Origin of the sequence: Psychrobacter immobilis (assembly GCF_904846235.1) — a bacterium.
GTDB classification, from domain to species: domain Bacteria; phylum Pseudomonadota; class Gammaproteobacteria; order Pseudomonadales; family Moraxellaceae; genus Psychrobacter; species Psychrobacter immobilis_C.
Genome location: NZ_CAJGZN010000006.1, coordinates 80,854 through 98,463, shown reverse-complemented (window position 1 = coordinate 98,463; position 17,610 = coordinate 80,854). Strand labels below are relative to the sequence as shown.

Sequence of the window (17,610 nt, the reverse complement as noted above, 5' to 3'; positions counted from 1 at the left end):
CCCTTGCTTGATAATACGCAAGCGTTTATGATGCCTCTGCATTGAATATAGTAGTGACCATATAGGCTTTATATTTTAGCCAACAGTCAACCATCCTTTATCTGAGGATAAATACTATTCAATGAAGATTATATTTATAAAATAGGGCGCAACATTAAGAGATTCACAATGAGTGATAATAAAGACGAAAAGATTGAAGATGTGTTGGTGGATTCGGAATTGGCAAAGAAGCTTGTACCTAATAAGTTTAAGTTTACTAGCCAGCAAGGCCGTGCACGTCGTCAAAAACTTTTGGCTGGTGCCAAAAAATTGAGCGAAACACATGCTATTAACGATATTACGTTAGCGGCTGTGTGTGAAGAAGCGGGCATACCAAGAGCTTCTGCTTACCATTTTTTCCCCAATATTGAAGCAATATTTTTAGCATTGCGTTTTTTGAATGCGATTGAAATATTAGAGATGGTAGAGACGGTCGATATTGGCAACTATGATAGATGGCAAGGGTATTTAACGGCGCTTATCGATCATTGTATTACGATATTCCATAACGATGAGACAAAAGCCAAGCTTATCTATGACACCAATACACCTGATTTTGAAGGTGACAGCTTTGGTGAAGATATGGATCATCAAATCGTTGATCTGGTCTATAAGCGTTTGTCAGAGCGTTATGAGATGCCAAACTTCCACGATATCCAAGATACCTTGTTGATTGCTTATAGCATCGTAAATGCTATCTTTACGTTGTCTTATCGCCGTCATCAGAGTATTACTGAAGAGTATATCCAAGAAGCAAATACAGCATTTATTGCTTATTTACGTTGTTACCTACCAGAAAAGTTGCCACGTAAAAACCGCTAATTGAGCTTACTTTAAACATAAAAAAGCCGACAAATAGGTCGGCTTTTTTATGTTTAGTTTTTAGTATAGGACTGGAAATAATACAGATTAATATCTCTAATAAAACAGCGACTATTCTAACGGTTAGATGTCAAATCTTGTCCACGGCAAGTATCATCGCTCGCATCTAAAGGCGAGTACTGCTTATGATAACTGACTATTGACTTCTCTAGCGCTACATTGGTCTGTGAGTCGTTGGCATTGACGTAAGCTTCGCGGGCCTGTTCAAGCCAGCGATCAGCCATGCGAAAATGCATACCAGATTCGCGCCAGCCTCGTGCGCATTGATTGGTTGCTGCCCAAATTAAAGCCACTTCACTAAATGCCATCTCACGTGGTGCTGATGCTATGCCATCGCCGTCTTTAAGTGCGCTTAAAGTTGCCCATAGATCAGGACGCATCAAGGCAGAGGTAGACGGAATATCTTGATGCAGGCCCAAGTCTTGTACCGTGTCATTATCTAGCGCTTGAAATATAGGCTCTGCCATTTCTAACGCAACTTGACCTGCGGATGAGCGGCTATTCATACTGTCTTGATGAATAGCATAGTTCAACCACGCTTGCGCTTTGTAAGCGAAATACTGTTGAGCGGCTGTCTTGTCTTTTTGCTGATAAGGTTTTAATTGCGTGACCATACAATTTAATAGGCGTTGTTGTTCGCTTTGATATCTATAAGAGCGTGCTTGAGTCTGACTATCATCGTGGCAATATTCACCCATGCTAGTTGAGTGAGCCACTTGGACAGTCTCACTCTTAGCTAAAGCTGGCTGCATAAAGGTTAACGAAAATAAAGCTGATAATGTAACGCATACTGAGCGCTTGAAAGGTGCTGCATTGATGGCTGAATCAAACATGGTGTAAACCTTATGTTAAGGTAATAAACGTTGGTATTATTTACCATTACTAGGGCTGACTTAATTGTTTATTGAATGACAAAATAATTTTCCATAAGACGAGCATGACACTGTCATAAGGATGTACTTACGACAGTATCATTAGTATCAATCAGTTAAAATGCAGAATTGCTGCTTAGACGTTGGTTCTTACGTGGGTCTTCACGTTTAAATAAGTCTTCATCGAACTTAAAGCGCAATCTAAAGTAAGCACCTTGCTGAGTACTGTCGTCATAAGCAATATCTTCATCTTCAAAGCCCATGAAGTTATAACCAAGTGATAACCAAAGGTTGGTCATTGGGCTATAACCCACTTCTGCACCAAGCATATAAGCTAAGTCATTTGCCTGATTATTCCAGTAAGTACCTGCTTGTAAACCAATATCCCAGCGCTCACTGATATCATAAAGACCGCGGCCATAAACAGCGTGAGCCGTGTTATCGCTGGTTAAGCTATCTGCCTCGTATTCTGTATACTTACCAGCATAACGTCCAGACAACGTCAACGGACGCGTAGGATGGTAATTACCATTCCATGACCAAACCATAGTGTCTTTTTGATAAGCGTCATCGCCAGTATTATTATCATCCAAACGATATTCGAATTTTGCAAGCATATCTAACTGATTGCTATCGTAGTCACGATACGCAGCACCTAGCTGAAAACGATTGATAGTGCGATCGCCATCACTATAGTCAGTACGTGAGTAGATATCTTTGGCTAAGAAGGTAACCTCATCAGTATAGCGATAGGCGATACCAGCACTACCAAGTAGCGTATCACTTGTTTCACCCCAACGTTTTTCAAAACGTCCTGATGCTTTATAATTCTCTTTAGCAAGATATTCAACACCGATACCTGCCGCTGTTGCAGTGTTGCTTTCTTCACCTTCGAGAGATTCGACACGCTCAAATAAAGTATTTAAAGTTAGCCCTTCTTGAACATACCACTTGTTTTTTAGACCAATAGCTGCTTCTGCCTCACGTGCACTAATGGCATCGCGCATGCGGTATTCGCTATAAACCTTACCATCTTTCATGTAAGTCGCGTCAAAACCAACAGTGGTACGTTGACGCTCATCTGTATCATCAAGACCATAAGTGCCAGATAGGCTGTTGATCAAATCATGACGAGCGTATAGACGACCCAAGTCCCCAAGCGCTGTCTCACCACCGATAGAAGTTGCATTACGTGAGCTATTTTCGATATCTTGCTCATACTCTGCAAATACCAAGCTGTTATTCAACTTAGGTAGACGAGAGGTAATACGAGCACGAACAGTCGTACCTTCAATATCTTCTTCAGCGTTACTAACGCTGCTCAACGCTGACTGATTGATGATGTCATCATTAAACAAAGTGTCGTCTGTAATATCTACAACGTCTGTCGCGGCTTGAGTATTACGTGAGGCAGCAGTCGCGTCTTGTTTGTAATAACGAACCCCAATTTCACCAACGATGTTTTCACTTAAACGATGCTCAACGCTTGCTTGCACGCCTTCGCGGCTAGCGTCAGTAGTATGCTCTTCTGTGCGTATGCCTTCTAATTTAAGAGCAGTTTTCTTATCATTTAGAGTATGAGTAACCTCTACACCAGATTCAGTACGTCCAGCCGTAAGCGGTGATGCACCAGTGACAAAACCTTCATCAGCATCATTATAATAAGCTTTAGCTCGCGTATTTTTCTTATTATCAAAATCAAGCTCAATACGTAGTGCGTTACCTTCAACATCACTATCAGTCAGTTCTGCCGCGTTGATTTGATTACTTGACTGAAAATTTGGGTTTTCAGCTTTGTTCATCGCATATTCTACGACTAGCTTTAGCTTATCATTGAATTTAACAACACTATTGACACTAGCCAACTCTTCTTTGTTCAATGGGTCATCGCTATTCACATAGCTACCACCGATGGCGACTTTATTCGTTAGTTGCTGCTTCGCTGCAATACCACCGACTAAATAATCTTCACCACCTTCATCAACTTCTACAGTGACACGGATATAGATAGGATTGCCTTCGATATCTTGACTAGCAATCGGTGCCGTCAAGAATAAGCTACGGCTGATAGGGTCAATCTCATAATCAGCAAAGCGAGTAAGCGTCTCACGATTGATAATAAGCCCAGGGTTGTTGGCGTCACGAGTAATAACTTCAACCGTTTCAGAGTTTTCTAATACCGCATCGAAGTTCTCAGCCAATGGATATGGGCCTGAAATGCCCAAACCGCGAGTCTCATTTACACGTTGGCTAGTACTGGTCTCTGCTAAAAAGGCAGTAACACGAGTGTTGCTATCTTCAAATTGAGCTTTTAGACCAGTTAATGTACGGTTGTATTGACCAAGCTTGATACCTTCATCGTTATCAATTTGCGTTTTTAAATCACCATACATAGCGAACGAGCGACCTTTATCAAGGCGCACGTAAAGCTTGCTAGTAGACTGCGCATCGAAGCCTTTGGCTGATGAATCGCCATAGACAGGATAGTATTCGCCCGGATCGATATCACGGAACAAACGCTCGCCTTTTTTATCACTATCATACGCAAGCGTAAGCAGATAGTCGCCGCGTACTTTTCCTTTGAGGAACATCGCAGCACGACCAGAAGCTGTGTAATCATCGTTACCAGCAAAGTCATTTAGCTCTTGCTCAAATGCACCTTGAGCATCAGTAATGCTGCTACCATCAAAGTCTTTTAGTGAAATAGCGCCTTCTACAATACCAACAGCAAGTAGTGGACGTAGTTGAGCCGTGAACTGTAGTGGGATAATTTGTTTACTACTACCAGTATCAATTACCAACTCACCTTTGCCTGGTGCGCTTGGCGCGGTGACGGGTATTAATAGCTCACCCCCTGATACAGTAACTTGGGTACCGGCTTGATCTTGGCTACTGTCTTTCAGATTGATACGACCGATATTAGTATCAAGTGTAAGAGAAGTAGTACCGATATAGGGGCGATTGTCGCGATCTTTTAGACTAATAACAACCTGATATTCGCTGATACCATCTGCTGGGACTAGTTGTGCTTGCGTACGATAATCAATCGCTTGCAGACTATCAGGTGTCAATACGGTGATGATCTGCTCGGAAATAGTTTTGCCATTGATGTCAGTTGCCACACCACGTAACGTATTGCTTCCGCGTTTTAGGTCAACCGCATAATAGTCAAAAGCCATTACATTTTGCTTTTCTTGCTCAGCAGTTTTACCGACTTGCTGCTCTGATATCGCTTTGCCATTGGCGTATAGAGTAAATATTGAACCAAGTGGTGCTTGTACCTGTACCATCTGCTTGTAAGTACTGAGCTGTTGACCTTCATTTAGGTTAATGAAGGTGACATTATTGTTAGCCACTTCTTTTAGATATTCTTCGAGCTCTTTTTCTACTGGAGGTGCAACCGTTGTCACGGCCATGTCTACACGATTGGTCGCATCCCCAATCATATCGTTGACAATAGCAGAATCACAGTTGTTACCAAGGTCTAGGTCGCCATTGATATTGCAGCCACTTGCATCGACATTATCAGTCGTGTCGGCATCGTAGTTTGGCTCTAATGTTAGCGCTGTTTTTACCGCTTGCTCTAGCGTATCATTCTTAGCACTCACTGATTTGCTACGAGCGATTAGCTCGGCGTTCAGACGCTCAGTACTATCGCCCATGCCGCCCACAATCGCAAAATCTGCACGATGTAGCTCGCCATATTTCAAATCGACAAAACGGCTGCCAGCATCACCCGCATTACGGTTGCTTTGGGTGACCAGCTCTGTTTCTCTAGGGATCGTTGTGCTATCTACTTTTAGTACGTGTGTTTTGGCACTGACCCCATAAAAGTTGTATTTACCTTCAGGATCAGTAACGATGAAGTTGCCGTTCTCCATATATATACGGACACCAGCAACCCCAAGCTCGCCGTCTTCTTTTTGCTGAATACCATCACGGTTGATATCGTGATAGACTTTACCAACGATGATACCGTCAGTATTCATGACGCCGCGTTCTACGTCGATTTTCCACTGTGCTTCTCTTGATACTAAGCTTTGGCCTTGCTCATTGTTAGCAACTGCGATTGCGCGGTTGATACCATCACCACCTAGTGATGAAGCACCAACAAGCACACGATAAGTAATTTTTTTACTTTCGCCATTTGCCATATTGCCTAAGTTCAATACTTGATATTTACCATCAGCTTTAAACTCGGTGGTATGTGCTTGATTGATATCAATATCAGTCGTTGGACTAACACGTACACTATTCTCAACGTAGTCAAAACCACGTGGTAAGGCATCTTTTAGTTGTACATCGTAAGCAGTAGACTTACCGCTATTTTTGATTTCGATGGTATAGCTGACATAATCGCCGAGTTCAGCACTTTTTACGTCACTTTCCTTTGTAACAACTAAAGCTGGGTTGTCATCGACGATATTAATTTGTGAGCTCAGGTCACTGATACGCACGGTGAAGTCAGACGCATTTGGCAATTCATCAGCATCAATGCCAACCGAAGGGGCGATACAAGCATCTAAACTGACAGTCAATGTGTCGCTGTTCAACGTTTGGATAAGCTTATCGTCAATAGCGTTAGCGTTATTTTGAGTGGCTGCTGATAGCTGATATTTACCTGTGTTATTACCGGTTTCTATAGCTTTAAGTGAATAGCTATCTCCAGTTTTCGGTGATTTGATGGTTACCCATATTTGATCAGGCTTGTCAGTTTGTACATTACATTGCGCATAGCTGGCACTGACATAAACGTCATCATTAATTTGTGAAATCGTTTTGCTTTCATCAAATTTAGGAGTGGTGAATTTGATACCAGATTCGATAATGACTAGGCTATCGGTTGCACTCACGCTGGTTACTGACGGATCTTCTAACACAACTGCACCAATCTTAATATCAGCAGTATCCCCATCCTTGCCATTAGTATCTGATAGAGCTTGTACAATAAACTGAATGTTTTCACTCTGACCAAGCTTGATTTGAGCACTCATGTTATCAAGAATAAGTTGTGTATCACCACTATCGACAATACCGTTTTTATTGAGGTCTTGATAAACTTTTAAATTAGATAGAGTTGGCGATACATCAAGCGTCAGCTCAACAGTCTGACTACTATAGCTAGTATTACTAAGAACATTAACCCAATTCACCAATGTGTTGGGTGCGACAGTACGCAAGGGTTGCTGAGTTAAGTTAATACCATATTCAGGTAAGGCAGAGGCTTTGACTTGTACTTGGTTTGAAACACTATTCTGTTTGATAGAATCAACGTCATAAGCTGCATTAGCAATGTTATTGATAGTTTGTACAAGAGTACTAGGCGCAGCAAATGCCATATTTGATTGCATAAGCAACATTGCAGCCGTCAGCGCAGAGATCTTCGCTGTATGCAACGTAGTACGATTAGACGGTGTCATTAAAGATTTAGTCATATGTCGCTTATCCAATAAAACATAAAGAGGTAATAAATCTCTAGCTTGAATAATAGGTGATTAACTCAAGCTAGAGGATTGAGCTATAAGCAACTTGTGCTGCTTATAACTTCTTCGATTAACGAGCGTTTTTAATCTTAACTTTAAAGGTCAGACTGGCAACGCCTTGAGGAGCCAAAACATCTGTACTAGACATAGTGGCAGTAATAGCACTGGTACTTACAGCAGCAGCACCAATAGAAGAGTTATTAGTAGCAGTAGAAGCAGCTGTATTAGGTACGTAAGTAGCACCAGCTGAGAAGTTAGATAACAAATCCGAAATCGTTAAGCCTGTAATGTTAAAACCAGAAGCTGCTGCTGGATCCGCAGTTTGTATGGCAGAAGACGTATTAGTCGCCTGGATACGATAAATAACACACTGATCAGGTTTTGCATTATCAATTGCAGTTTGAACAAAAGTAGCTGCAGAAGCGTCAGCATTACAGGCGGCATCTAATGCTTGAGACTTCACTAAAGTTAGACCTCTAACATTTGTAACATCAGTGATAGTTGGTATAGTAGGCGGATTTGTACCAGCAGCAGCTAGCCTAACGGTAGTATTCTCTGTGCTACCAACAACTGCACTAATAGAAGCCATGTTATATCTGACTTCTAATTTACCATTTGGTGCTATACCGCCAGGCAATACTGAACTATTAATAGTGTAGACATTACCGCTTTTCGTTGGTGTTACTGCAAGAGGCGCGCTAGGCGTACTGCCTGGTGTACCGTCTGGATTTGGTGGAGTATAAATCAAGAAAAATTGAGTGGTAACAGGATCGACTGCTGCGTTGGTGCCATCAGTAAAGGTAAGGGTCAATGGATTATTTGTATCACCTTCAACATCTTGTCCAAGGTTAGTGATAGTAGCGACATGCGTCACCTGACCATCAGTATTCGTAGTAGAAGTATTCGGTGCAATGTCTCTCGTAGTGGCTTTTACAAGCGTCAGACTACGTCTAGTGAAGGTAGTCGTTGCAGCACTATCTACACCAGTTCCACCAGATAGATCAGCAGCAGCAGGCACTCTAGTAGTTTCACTACCAGGAGCAGGTGTTAGTGTATTATCTAAAATGTCATAATCAGTACCGACTGTAGGAGTGTCAGATAACGTGCCAACAGCACCAACGAATTTATCATAAACCGCTACGTTGTTAGTAACTGAACTATTAGCACCAGTGAACTGAGCTTTATCAACATTAACCGTAAAAGTGATAGTGCGACTTTCACCAACTGGCAAGTTGGCGACTGGAACATCGATAGCTCGTCGACCACTGATAGTGGAAATCCTAGGTGTACCAGCGCCACCACTTACGGTCACGTCTGTTGTAGCATTATTAGGCAGAGATAGACCTGCAGGAAGGACATCTCTTATAACAAAATCAGTGGCATCAGCACTATAGTCAGTATTCGCATTAGTTACGGTAATAGTGTAAGCAATCTGAGGAGTAGTCGCTGTCAAATCGACGCTACTAGCCCCTGTTTTTACAATACTAAAAGTAGGCAATCTAACGATCGTTTGGTTTTCATTAACTAATGTAGGAACTTTAGTACCTGTTGTAGTTGCAGTAGTAATAAAGCTACTAGTAGCAGTTAGAGTACCAACAGCAATATCGCCACCAGTACGGCCAGTAGGTGTTAGTGACGTATAGCTAAGAGCTGCTTGTAAACCTGGCAACAGTTTAATATTTCTAGTAGTAGTGTTTGCGCCACCTGTTAAATTGCCACTCTGAGCTTGACCAAGTGCTTGCAATGCATTTGCTTGGTCAGCTGTTAGAGCAGCACCGCCTTTCTGTCGAATTACGAAGGCAACATCTGTATTTGCTGGATGAGCATACCCTTGCGTAGGTGTGGCTGTCTCAATATTAGCGTCGTTATTAGCAGTCGTATTGATGTTATAAGTATCGCTCACGTTACCTTCATTTATCAATATATGATTGAAAGTAGCAGTAGCACCTGGAATAGTCGCTATGTTTTCGTTTTTGTCATCAGTAGCACTGTTACCATTAGTAGCGTACAGTATGAAGTTAGCTGTTTCGCTAACATTCACGGTCACTATATTAGAAGTCGCAGTTTGAGTGACCCCTGCAACATTATAACTTGCAGTTGCTACGTTATTAATAGCAGGAGTCGTAGAATTAGTCGTAGATCCTGAAGTTATAGACGCCATAGCGCCAGTCGATAGGCCCATCACTGCGGCGACGCCGACAGCTAGCAAACTATAATTAAAAGTGTTTGATTTCATGTAATGCTCCAGAGTTAAGATTAAAAATTGAAATGTTAAAAGAGCGAAAGGCTTAATATCTACTGGACTAATTAACGGTAGTATTGAGAGCGACGGCTGCTGACTTTTTAGCTGGCAATAACTTAATATTCCAACGCAGAGTGCGGTACTCAGAATATGGAATTTTGACCATCTTGCCATCGACTTTACGCATTAGCGGCATCTCAGCGTAATTCTTGCCATCAGTGCTGGCTTGTGCGCTTGCAGGCATCGCATCACCAGTAAATGTCATGTTGGCAGGGATAGGTAGGGTTACCATCAGGTCGTTAATGTCTTTATTAATAGTATTGGTATAATTCGCTTTATACTGAATCACAGTACCTGCCGGTGCGGTGCGTACTGGCTTATAGACTGTTTTACCTTCCGCATTCTTTATGACTTGATTGGCTGTTAGTTCCATTTTTAGGGCGTCTTCAGCATGTGCTATATTTAGTAAAGAGCTAGAAGCTATAGTGGCCAATAGAACATTGCGTAGAATCTTGAAACGTTTCATATAAAATCCTTTCTTATATCATTGCTATCATTGGGATGTTGATGCTTTGGGCTACCGTGAAGCTGTCTATCATTTGATATCAGGATCGTCTGCAAAATGCCTATATTTCCCATTGAGCTATTGTCACGTAACCGATACAAAGATTCACTATAAAGACGACAAATGGTAATTCGAGGTAGCTAAACGGTAAAAAGGCCCTGTCTGGGTAGACAGGGCCTTTTTTGATTAGAAAGAAGAATAGTAATATTTTAAAGTTGCAAGAAATAATAGCTACTGAGTGTCCATAGTTGTGCCATATTTGGTATTAAAATATAGCGTGGCTTTGGTAGGAGTTGATCCAGTAGGTTTATTTAAGTTAAACAGCTCAGAGGTAATAGTACCTGTCGGTAGAGTTGTGCCAGTATAGAGAGAAGTAGGATCTCCTTTAGGAACTGGCAAAGCGAAAACAGAGGTTACCAAGTTGGTTTGCGACTTTACCTGTAATTGATCGTTGATTTGAATATCTTTCAAATCAACATGACCTCGGTTATAAGCTTCAATTCTATAAGCAATACACTTTCCGGGTTCTATGTCTTTTATTTCTGCAATACTAAATGCAGGGGTTTGAGAAGGTGTACCAGTAGTACCGTTAAAGTTTGTATTGATATTACAATTATGGACATATTGCGATTTAATAAGCACTAAAGAGGCGTTATTCGCTTTCACCTCACCAAAGTCTAAGTTGTTATATATATAAGTGCCATTATTAATTGATACTTCTCTAGTATTAGCAGTGGTATCTACACTATAAACCCATGATTTTGGTTCGGTTTCCACTATGCAGATACGGGTTGGTAATGCACTTGGTTGAACAGTAAAGCTGTATTTACCTGAACTTGATACTGTTTGTGGATTAGCTGAGCTTGTAACAACTTTAGTGCCGTCACAGTTTGTTAAAGTAACTTGTAATGCACTGTCAAATATTCCAGACTCGTTACTATCTAAGATGCCATTAAAGTAAGCACTATTTGCAGTAAAGGTGCTAGTAATATTCTGTTTAGTAGAGTCTGCAGCAGTAATACCGCCATTATCGTTAAAGACAGTGCCTGAGAAGGTATATTGAGACGGCGTGTTAGTGACGTTACAAGTAATCTCATCACCATAGCTCACATTATTTATCGCAAAGGTGCGACGCGTACCAGCATTGTTAACTGCCATCTCACCACTGCTAAAGACCACATCAGTGCCAGTCGTTGCGTTTGAACACGTATATGTGGTCTGGTAATCAAGTAGGTTACCATTAATGGTTTGTTCAGTAACGGTATAGTTAACGCCTTCAGTTAGTGTGGTGACTGTGGTCGTATTGTCGGATATTACTGCACCAGACCCGCTCGTAGTAAAAGCTTCTACAAAGGTATTATTATCCGTACGTCGCAGTTCGATACGGAACTGATCGTCACCGTCCACGCGGCTACCATCTAGTAATTTATTAACGATAATCTTCGGTGGTGCAAGACAAAAATAAAAGTCAGAGTAGCCAAGAGAGTGTACATCAGTTAAGCCACTGTCACTTCTAGTATTACGATGCTTGAGAACTAGAGAAGAGTTCGCTTTACTGTATGGCCATGTTGCGTCAATAGTACATTCATTTACAGAACAGTTTCTTCCTGCGCGGCCTGTCACTTTATTATTATTAGTAATTTCATGAAAGTAAGGAAAATATGTTAACCGACCGTTATTAAATGCTTCAGCTTCTTCTATATACGGAATTTGGTTAAAACTTCCAGTTGAGTCTAAGTCCTGTATTTTGTAACCAATCTTACTCACAGAACGATCTACTTGAACCGTTAAACTATGATTGGTTTTAACAGTCGTAGAAATATGCGATAAAGTAATAGCTGAAGAAGTAACACCATTTAAAGAATCATAAAAGGGTGATTTACTTCGTCCATTGCCACGATATATATCTTCGATACCTGAAAATGAAATTTTAAATATTTTGCTACCCAAGTTTTCATCAAAGGTAAAAGTACGTGATTCTACTCCATTCGCCCAAGATGACAAACTTGGAGCTGTACTAGCGCTATTTGCAATAGTATATTTTTTATGACCCGAAGGGCAGCTTTCCGCACTAAAATCATTAGGGGTAGCAAAAGGGTTAGCAACTGCAAAATTGCTAACCAATAACAGTATCACAAAGCCCATCAGGCTCAGTAGTTGGTATAGATAGCTACCAGAGGTACGTGAACTGACTAAATCTAAAAAGTGTTGAGCTTTATGCATGGCACCATTTCCAATAATTAGAATGTGTGAAAAAGTATGAAAAAAAACGTTACCAAAAAATACTTCTCCTACAATATTATTACAGATTGACTACATATTAGCATCCAATAGACGACAGTCGGTAGTTTTCACAGTTCTAGTGGCAACACCTTAGTGATATTTAAATAGGGATTTCACAAAACACTTAAAATTTTTTCATTAGAAAGAGTAAGGCACGCCAGAATTATGTGCATCTGTGCCTAAGAGGTGTTATCGATAGCGTATATGTGTCTAATAGCGTATTAAGTTTACGGCAAGCCTATAATTATTTACCTAACAACTAATCATTATTTATTTAAAAAATACTTGTTATTTCATCATTTCTCTACAGCCATAAACAACTTAACCGTAAAAGCTTATAATGGAATGTCATAATCAAATAATGATTAAACGAATAGCTATAGCATTATGACGATTTGGCAGGTGTGTTGATTTGATACACTTGTCGATATGAGTAATACTATTTTTATAATCGAGCAGTATGTCATCGCACAAAACAATGGAATGCTTGGACGTAGCAAGGATGTCATAAGTAAACCAATCTCTCATCATGCATTATTCAACGAAGCCCTGCCATTAGGTAGGTATGACTGATATAAAAGGACTAACAAGAATGAATTATTATAAGGATGCTGATAGCACCGAAACTCAGGAATGGCTGGCCGCCTTTGAATCTGTGGTTAAACACGCAGACAAGGACCGTGCTCAGTTTCTCCTAAAAGCCTTATACAATATGGCAGTTCAAGAAGGATTGCCGTTCAATCGATTAGATACCGCTTACGTTAACAGTATCGCTGTTGAAGATGAGCCAATGTACCCAGGCGATTTAGGCATGGAGCGTAAGATACGTGCGCTAATTCGTTATAACGCACTTGCTATGGTCATGCGCGCCAATAAAAACGACGATGATCTAGGTGGTCACTTAGCGACATTCGCCTCTAGTGCGACGCTTTATGAAACGGGTTTTAACCATTTTTTCCGCGCCGCTAGCGATCACTTCGGTGGTGACATGATTTATTATCAAGGTCACTCAGCGCCAGGTATCTATGCGCGCTCTTATCTAGAAGGTCGCTTGACCGAAGATCAGCTTGACAATTTCCGCCGTGAAGTAGGTGGCAAAGGTCTATCAAGCTATCCACATCCCTATCTCATGCCGGATTACTGGCAGTTCCCAACGGTATCAATGGGACTTGGCCCAATCATGTCTATCTATCACGCCCATGTACATCGCTATATGGAAAACCGTGGCTTACTAGAAAAAGAAGGCCGTAAGATTTGGACATTCTTAGGTGATGGTGAAACGGATGAGCCAGAAAGCCTAGGTGCCATTTCTCTTGCTGGTCGTGAGAAGCTGGACAACCTAATATGGGTAGTTAACTGTAACTTGCAGCGTCTTGATGGTCCAGTCCGTGGTAACGGCAAAATCATTCAAGAGCTAGAGTCAGTATTCCGCGGCGCAGGCTGGCGAGTCATCAAAGTTATTTGGGGCGGCAACTGGGATTCATTACTTGGTAAAGATCATACGGGTGTCCTTAAACAACGTATGGAAGAAGTGGTGGATGGCGAGTATCAGCTATATGAAGCGCGTACGCCTGAATTTACCCGTAAAGAATTCTTTGGTAAATATCCAGAGTTAGAAGAAATGGCAGATGCGTTGACTGACGAAGAAATCTCACGTCTAAACCGTGGTGGCCATGATCCAGTTAAAGTTTACGCTGCCTTTAGCGAAGCGATGAAAACCAAAGGCCAACCAACGGTTATTTTAGTCAAAACCGTTAAAGGTTATGGTTTGTCTACCCAAACGCAAGCCGTTAATAAATCGCATCAGGTCAAAAAGCTTGATCAAGAAGCGTTGATGTATTTCCGTGATCGTTTTGATTTGCCATTTACTGATGAGCAGTTAGAGACTCTACCGTTCTACCGACCTGAAGAAGGTTCGGCGGAAATGAAGTATCTAAAAGGTCGTCGTGAGTCGTTAGGTGGTCATCTGCCAAACCGTCGTAGTGGTCACATCCCACTGAATATCCCTGAACTATCAATGTTTGATCGGGTATTAAAAGGCAGTAATGGTAAAGAGCAATCTACGACGATGGTATTCGTGCGATTGCTATCTGCAATGCTCAAAAACAAAGACATTCAAGATCGCGTCGTACCAATCGTACCTGACGAAGCGCGTACGTTTGGTCTAGAAGGTATGTTCCGTCAATTGGGTATTTACTCGGCTGTTGGTCAAAAATATACGCCAGAAGATAGTGAAGCGTTGATGGGCTATAAAGAAGCCATCGATGGTCACATGTTAGAAGAAGGTATCAACGAAGCGGGCGCAATGAGTACTTGGATTGCCTTGGCAACCAGTTATTCTGTCAACGCGCTACCGATGATTCCGATGTACATCTATTACTCAATGTTTGGTTTCCAACGTGTGGGTGATTTGGCTTGGGCGGCAGGTGATTGTCAAGCACAAGGCTTCTTGTTAGGCGCAACTGCTGGTCGTACGACACTTAATGGCGAAGGCTTGCAGCATCAAGATGGTCATTCACAGATTCTATTCAATGTTGTGCCAAACTGTGTCAGCTATGATCCTTGCTTTGGTTATGAGCTAGCTGTGGTCATGCATGACGGTCTACGCCGTATGTATGGTGAAGGCGAGCGCGTTTACTATTACTTGACGTTAATGAATGAAAACTACGAGCAACCTGCTATGCCAGAAGGTGCCGAAGAAGGTATCAAACGTGGTATGTACTTACTTGAAGACAATGGCTCAACACAAGTGCAACTACTAGGTTCTGGTGTTATTTTACGTGAAGTACAGAAGGCATCACAAATCTTAAAAGACGAGTTCAACATTACGTCTAACGTCTGGAGCGTAACCAGCTTTAATGAGTTGACTCGTGATGGTATGGTTTGTGATGACTACAACCGTCTACATCCAATGGATGAAGAGAAAGTGCCTTGGGTTACTGAGCAATTAGCACCGCACGAAGGTATCGTAGTGGCAGCAACAGATTATATGCGTAACTACTCAGAGCAGATTCGTGCTTGGTTACCAGATAACCGTCCTTATACGACTCTGGGTACCGATGGTTATGGCCGTTCTGATACACGCGAAAACCTACGTAGTTTCTTCAACGTTGATGCGGCGCATATCGTTGTGGCAACGCTTAAACGTCTAGCCGATGAAGGCGAAGTTGAGATGCGTTTGGTTAAAGACGCGATTTCAAGCTTAGGTATCGATGTGGATCATCCACCTGCATGGCAGCAGCAGTCTTACTATGATCAGTCTCCAGATGCACCAGCACCAGGTAATGTAAATCCAAATCCTGTACCTGAGTTTATCGCTGAAGACGATGATGAAATCAGTAATGAAGGTCGTGCTGAAGATCAAGCAGATGCAAATGTACTTGATGATAAAGATGTCAAATAATAATAACCATAAGACGAGGAAATAAATCATGGACATTAAAGCCCCCGATTTAGGTGTGGATAGCGCCGAAGTCAGCGAGATTATGGTAGAAGTTGGCGATGTCATCGCAAAAGATGACAACATCGTATTATTAGAATCTGACAAAGCATCGGTTGAAGTACCAAGCTCTGCTGCTGGTAAAGTGACTAAGATTAGTGTTGCTATCGGTGATCAAGTCAGCGAAGGTATGGTGCTGATTGAGCTTGAAAGTGCAGACGATAGCGCAGAAAGCAATGATGATAATACTGCTGCTGAAGAGCAAGAAGCGAACAGCACAAATGATGTCGAACCAGAATCAAAGCCTGAGCCTGCTGCAACTGAATCAAAGCAATCAGAGTCTGCTGCGAAGCCAGCCGCTAATGCTGGTAAAGCAACCACTCATGCGCTACCTGACTTAGGTGTTGACGAGGCACAAGTTTCTGAAATCATGGTGAGCGTTGGTGATACTGTTAGCGCTGAACAGTCGATTTTGCTAATCGAATCAGATAAAGCATCGGTTGAAGTACCAGCGCCAGTTGCCGGTAAGATTGAGAAAATCTTGGTAGAAGCAGGTGATATGGTTGCTAATGGTCAGGACTTTATCGTTATCATGGAAAGTAGTACAGATGATGCTAGTGATAGTGAATCTGAAGCGCCTAAGCCACAAGAGTCAGCACCAGCCAAAACAGAAGATAAGCCAGCTGCTAAAATTACTGGTGAGCCAAAGCAAGCGGCCAAACCGACCAATACTGATACAGCTGCTAGCAAAACAGAGGGTAAGTTAACTGAAGCACAGGTCAATGAAAAATTGGTTGATGTGTATGCAGGTCCTGCTGTTCGCAAACTAGCGCGTCAGTTAGGTGTTGATATCACACAAGTGAATGGTTCTGCTCTAAACGATCGCATTCTAAAAGAGGACTTGTTTGCACATGTTAAAAACAGTCTAACCAAGCAGAAAGCGGCACCTGTGAGCAGTAATCCTGTTAGCTCAGGTCTACCGAAACTGCCTGACATGAGTAACGCTGAGATCTGGGGTGAGACAGAAACACAAGACCTTAGCCGCTTGCAGAAAGTCTCGATACCACAGCTCAACTACAATACTTTGCTACCGCAAGTAACGCAGTTCGATTTGTCTGATATCACTGAGACTGAAAAACTACGCGGTGAGCTAAAAGGTGGCATGAAAGCTGAAGGTATTGGCTTTACCATTTTAGCATTCGTAGTTAAAGCAACTGCTTATGCGCTGACTCAACATCCACGATTCAACAGTCATTTGAGCGATGACAATACTCAGGTTATATTGCGTAAAAGTGTCAATATGGGTATTGCTGTGGCAACAGATGATGGTCTTATTGTACCTGTTATCAAAAACGTCCAAGATAAAGGCCTGAAGCAAATCGCAATTGAGATCGGCGAGCTTGCTGTAAAAGCTCGTGATAAGAAGCTCAGCACCAAAGATTTGCAAGGGGCGAGCTTTACTATATCGAGCCAAGGTAACTTGGGTGGTACCGCCTTCACGCCACTAGTTAACTGGCCACAAGTTGGTATTTTAGGTGTCTCTGAAGCAAGTATGCAGCCACGTTGGGATGCGAAGACACAAAGTTTTGAGCCACGTTTGATGCTGCCACTGTCTTTGTCTTATGACCACCGTGTGATCAATGGCGCAGATGCTGCTGTATTCACTCGTTATATCGCAACGCTATTAGCAGACCCACGTCGTATCTTGATCTAAAGCTAACTAGCAATACAAAAAGACTGCCCACGGGTGGTCTTTTTTATGGAGATTATTTGTTCTTACAGGTTATTATCTATTTTTATAAATA

Annotated in this window: 8 protein-coding genes; 3 read left to right on the top strand and 5 right to left on the bottom strand. The window is 41.9% G+C overall.

Annotated features, from left to right (window positions below; all coding sequences use genetic code 11):
• The first annotated feature begins 168 nt into the window (after positions 1 to 168).
• A complete protein-coding gene (locus JMX07_RS05700) occupies positions 169 to 861 on the top strand; it encodes a TetR/AcrR family transcriptional regulator (protein WP_101205430.1) in 693 nt (230 codons plus the stop codon).
• Between the two features lie 116 nt (positions 862 to 977).
• Here JMX07_RS05700 and JMX07_RS05695 read toward each other — a convergent pair whose 3' ends face one another.
• The 5 genes from JMX07_RS05695 to JMX07_RS05675 all read right to left on the bottom strand — a co-directional run bounded on the left by JMX07_RS05695 (position 978) and on the right by JMX07_RS05675 (position 12,306).
• Positions 978 to 1,754, bottom strand: coding sequence for a hypothetical protein (locus tag JMX07_RS05695; protein WP_201606796.1), 777 nt, complete (start codon positions 1,752 to 1,754; stop codon positions 978 to 980).
• A gap of 155 nt (positions 1,755 to 1,909) precedes the next feature.
• A complete protein-coding gene (locus JMX07_RS05690; protein ID WP_201606794.1) occupies positions 1,910 to 7,228 on the bottom strand; it encodes an SdrD B-like domain-containing protein in 5,319 nt (1,772 codons plus the stop codon).
• Positions 7,229 to 7,346: 118 nt separating this feature from the next.
• A complete protein-coding gene (locus JMX07_RS05685; RefSeq protein WP_201606792.1) occupies positions 7,347 to 9,512 on the bottom strand; it encodes a beta strand repeat-containing protein in 2,166 nt (721 codons plus the stop codon).
• A gap of 67 nt (positions 9,513 to 9,579) precedes the next feature.
• Positions 9,580 to 10,044: a hypothetical protein gene (locus JMX07_RS05680; protein ID WP_201606790.1), complete on the bottom strand. Its 465-nt coding sequence runs from the start codon at positions 10,042 to 10,044 to the stop codon at positions 9,580 to 9,582.
• A gap of 270 nt (positions 10,045 to 10,314) precedes the next feature.
• The gene (locus tag JMX07_RS05675; protein WP_201606788.1) at positions 10,315 to 12,306 is read right to left on the bottom strand and encodes a hypothetical protein; all 1,992 of its coding nucleotides are present in this window, start codon (positions 12,304 to 12,306) and stop codon (positions 10,315 to 10,317) included.
• A 652-nt stretch (positions 12,307 to 12,958) separates the two neighbouring features.
• On the opposite strand from JMX07_RS05675, the gene aceE reads away from it, so the two are divergent.
• Positions 12,959 to 15,769, top strand: a complete 2,811-nt coding sequence (gene aceE, locus JMX07_RS05670) for a pyruvate dehydrogenase (acetyl-transferring), homodimeric type (RefSeq protein WP_102094735.1) — start codon at positions 12,959 to 12,961, stop codon at positions 15,767 to 15,769.
• Positions 15,770 to 15,797: 28 nt separating this feature from the next.
• Complete coding sequence (locus JMX07_RS05665) at positions 15,798 to 17,519, top strand: 2-oxo acid dehydrogenase subunit E2 (RefSeq protein ID WP_201606785.1); 1,722 nt, start codon at positions 15,798 to 15,800, stop codon at positions 17,517 to 17,519.
• The last annotated feature ends 91 nt before the right edge of the window (positions 17,520 to 17,610 follow it).

What these genes read in the sequence shown, in the direction of transcription:
- JMX07_RS05700 (WP_101205430.1), top strand. Translation starts at nt 169, where the DNA reads ATGAGTGATAATAAAGACGAAAAGATTGAAGATGTGTTGGTGGATTCG.
- JMX07_RS05695 (WP_201606796.1), bottom strand. Translation starts at nt 1,754, where the DNA reads ATGTTTGATTCAGCCATCAATGCAGCACCTTTCAAGCGCTCAGTATGC.
- JMX07_RS05690 (WP_201606794.1), bottom strand. Translation starts at nt 7,228, where the DNA reads ATGACTAAATCTTTAATGACACCGTCTAATCGTACTACGTTGCATACA.
- JMX07_RS05685 (WP_201606792.1), bottom strand. Translation starts at nt 9,512, where the DNA reads ATGAAATCAAACACTTTTAATTATAGTTTGCTAGCTGTCGGCGTCGCC.
- JMX07_RS05680 (WP_201606790.1), bottom strand. Translation starts at nt 10,044, where the DNA reads ATGAAACGTTTCAAGATTCTACGCAATGTTCTATTGGCCACTATAGCT.
- JMX07_RS05675 (WP_201606788.1), bottom strand. Translation starts at nt 12,306, where the DNA reads ATGCATAAAGCTCAACACTTTTTAGATTTAGTCAGTTCACGTACCTCT.
- aceE (WP_102094735.1), top strand. Translation starts at nt 12,959, where the DNA reads ATGAATTATTATAAGGATGCTGATAGCACCGAAACTCAGGAATGGCTG.
- JMX07_RS05665 (WP_201606785.1), top strand. Translation starts at nt 15,798, where the DNA reads ATGGACATTAAAGCCCCCGATTTAGGTGTGGATAGCGCCGAAGTCAGC.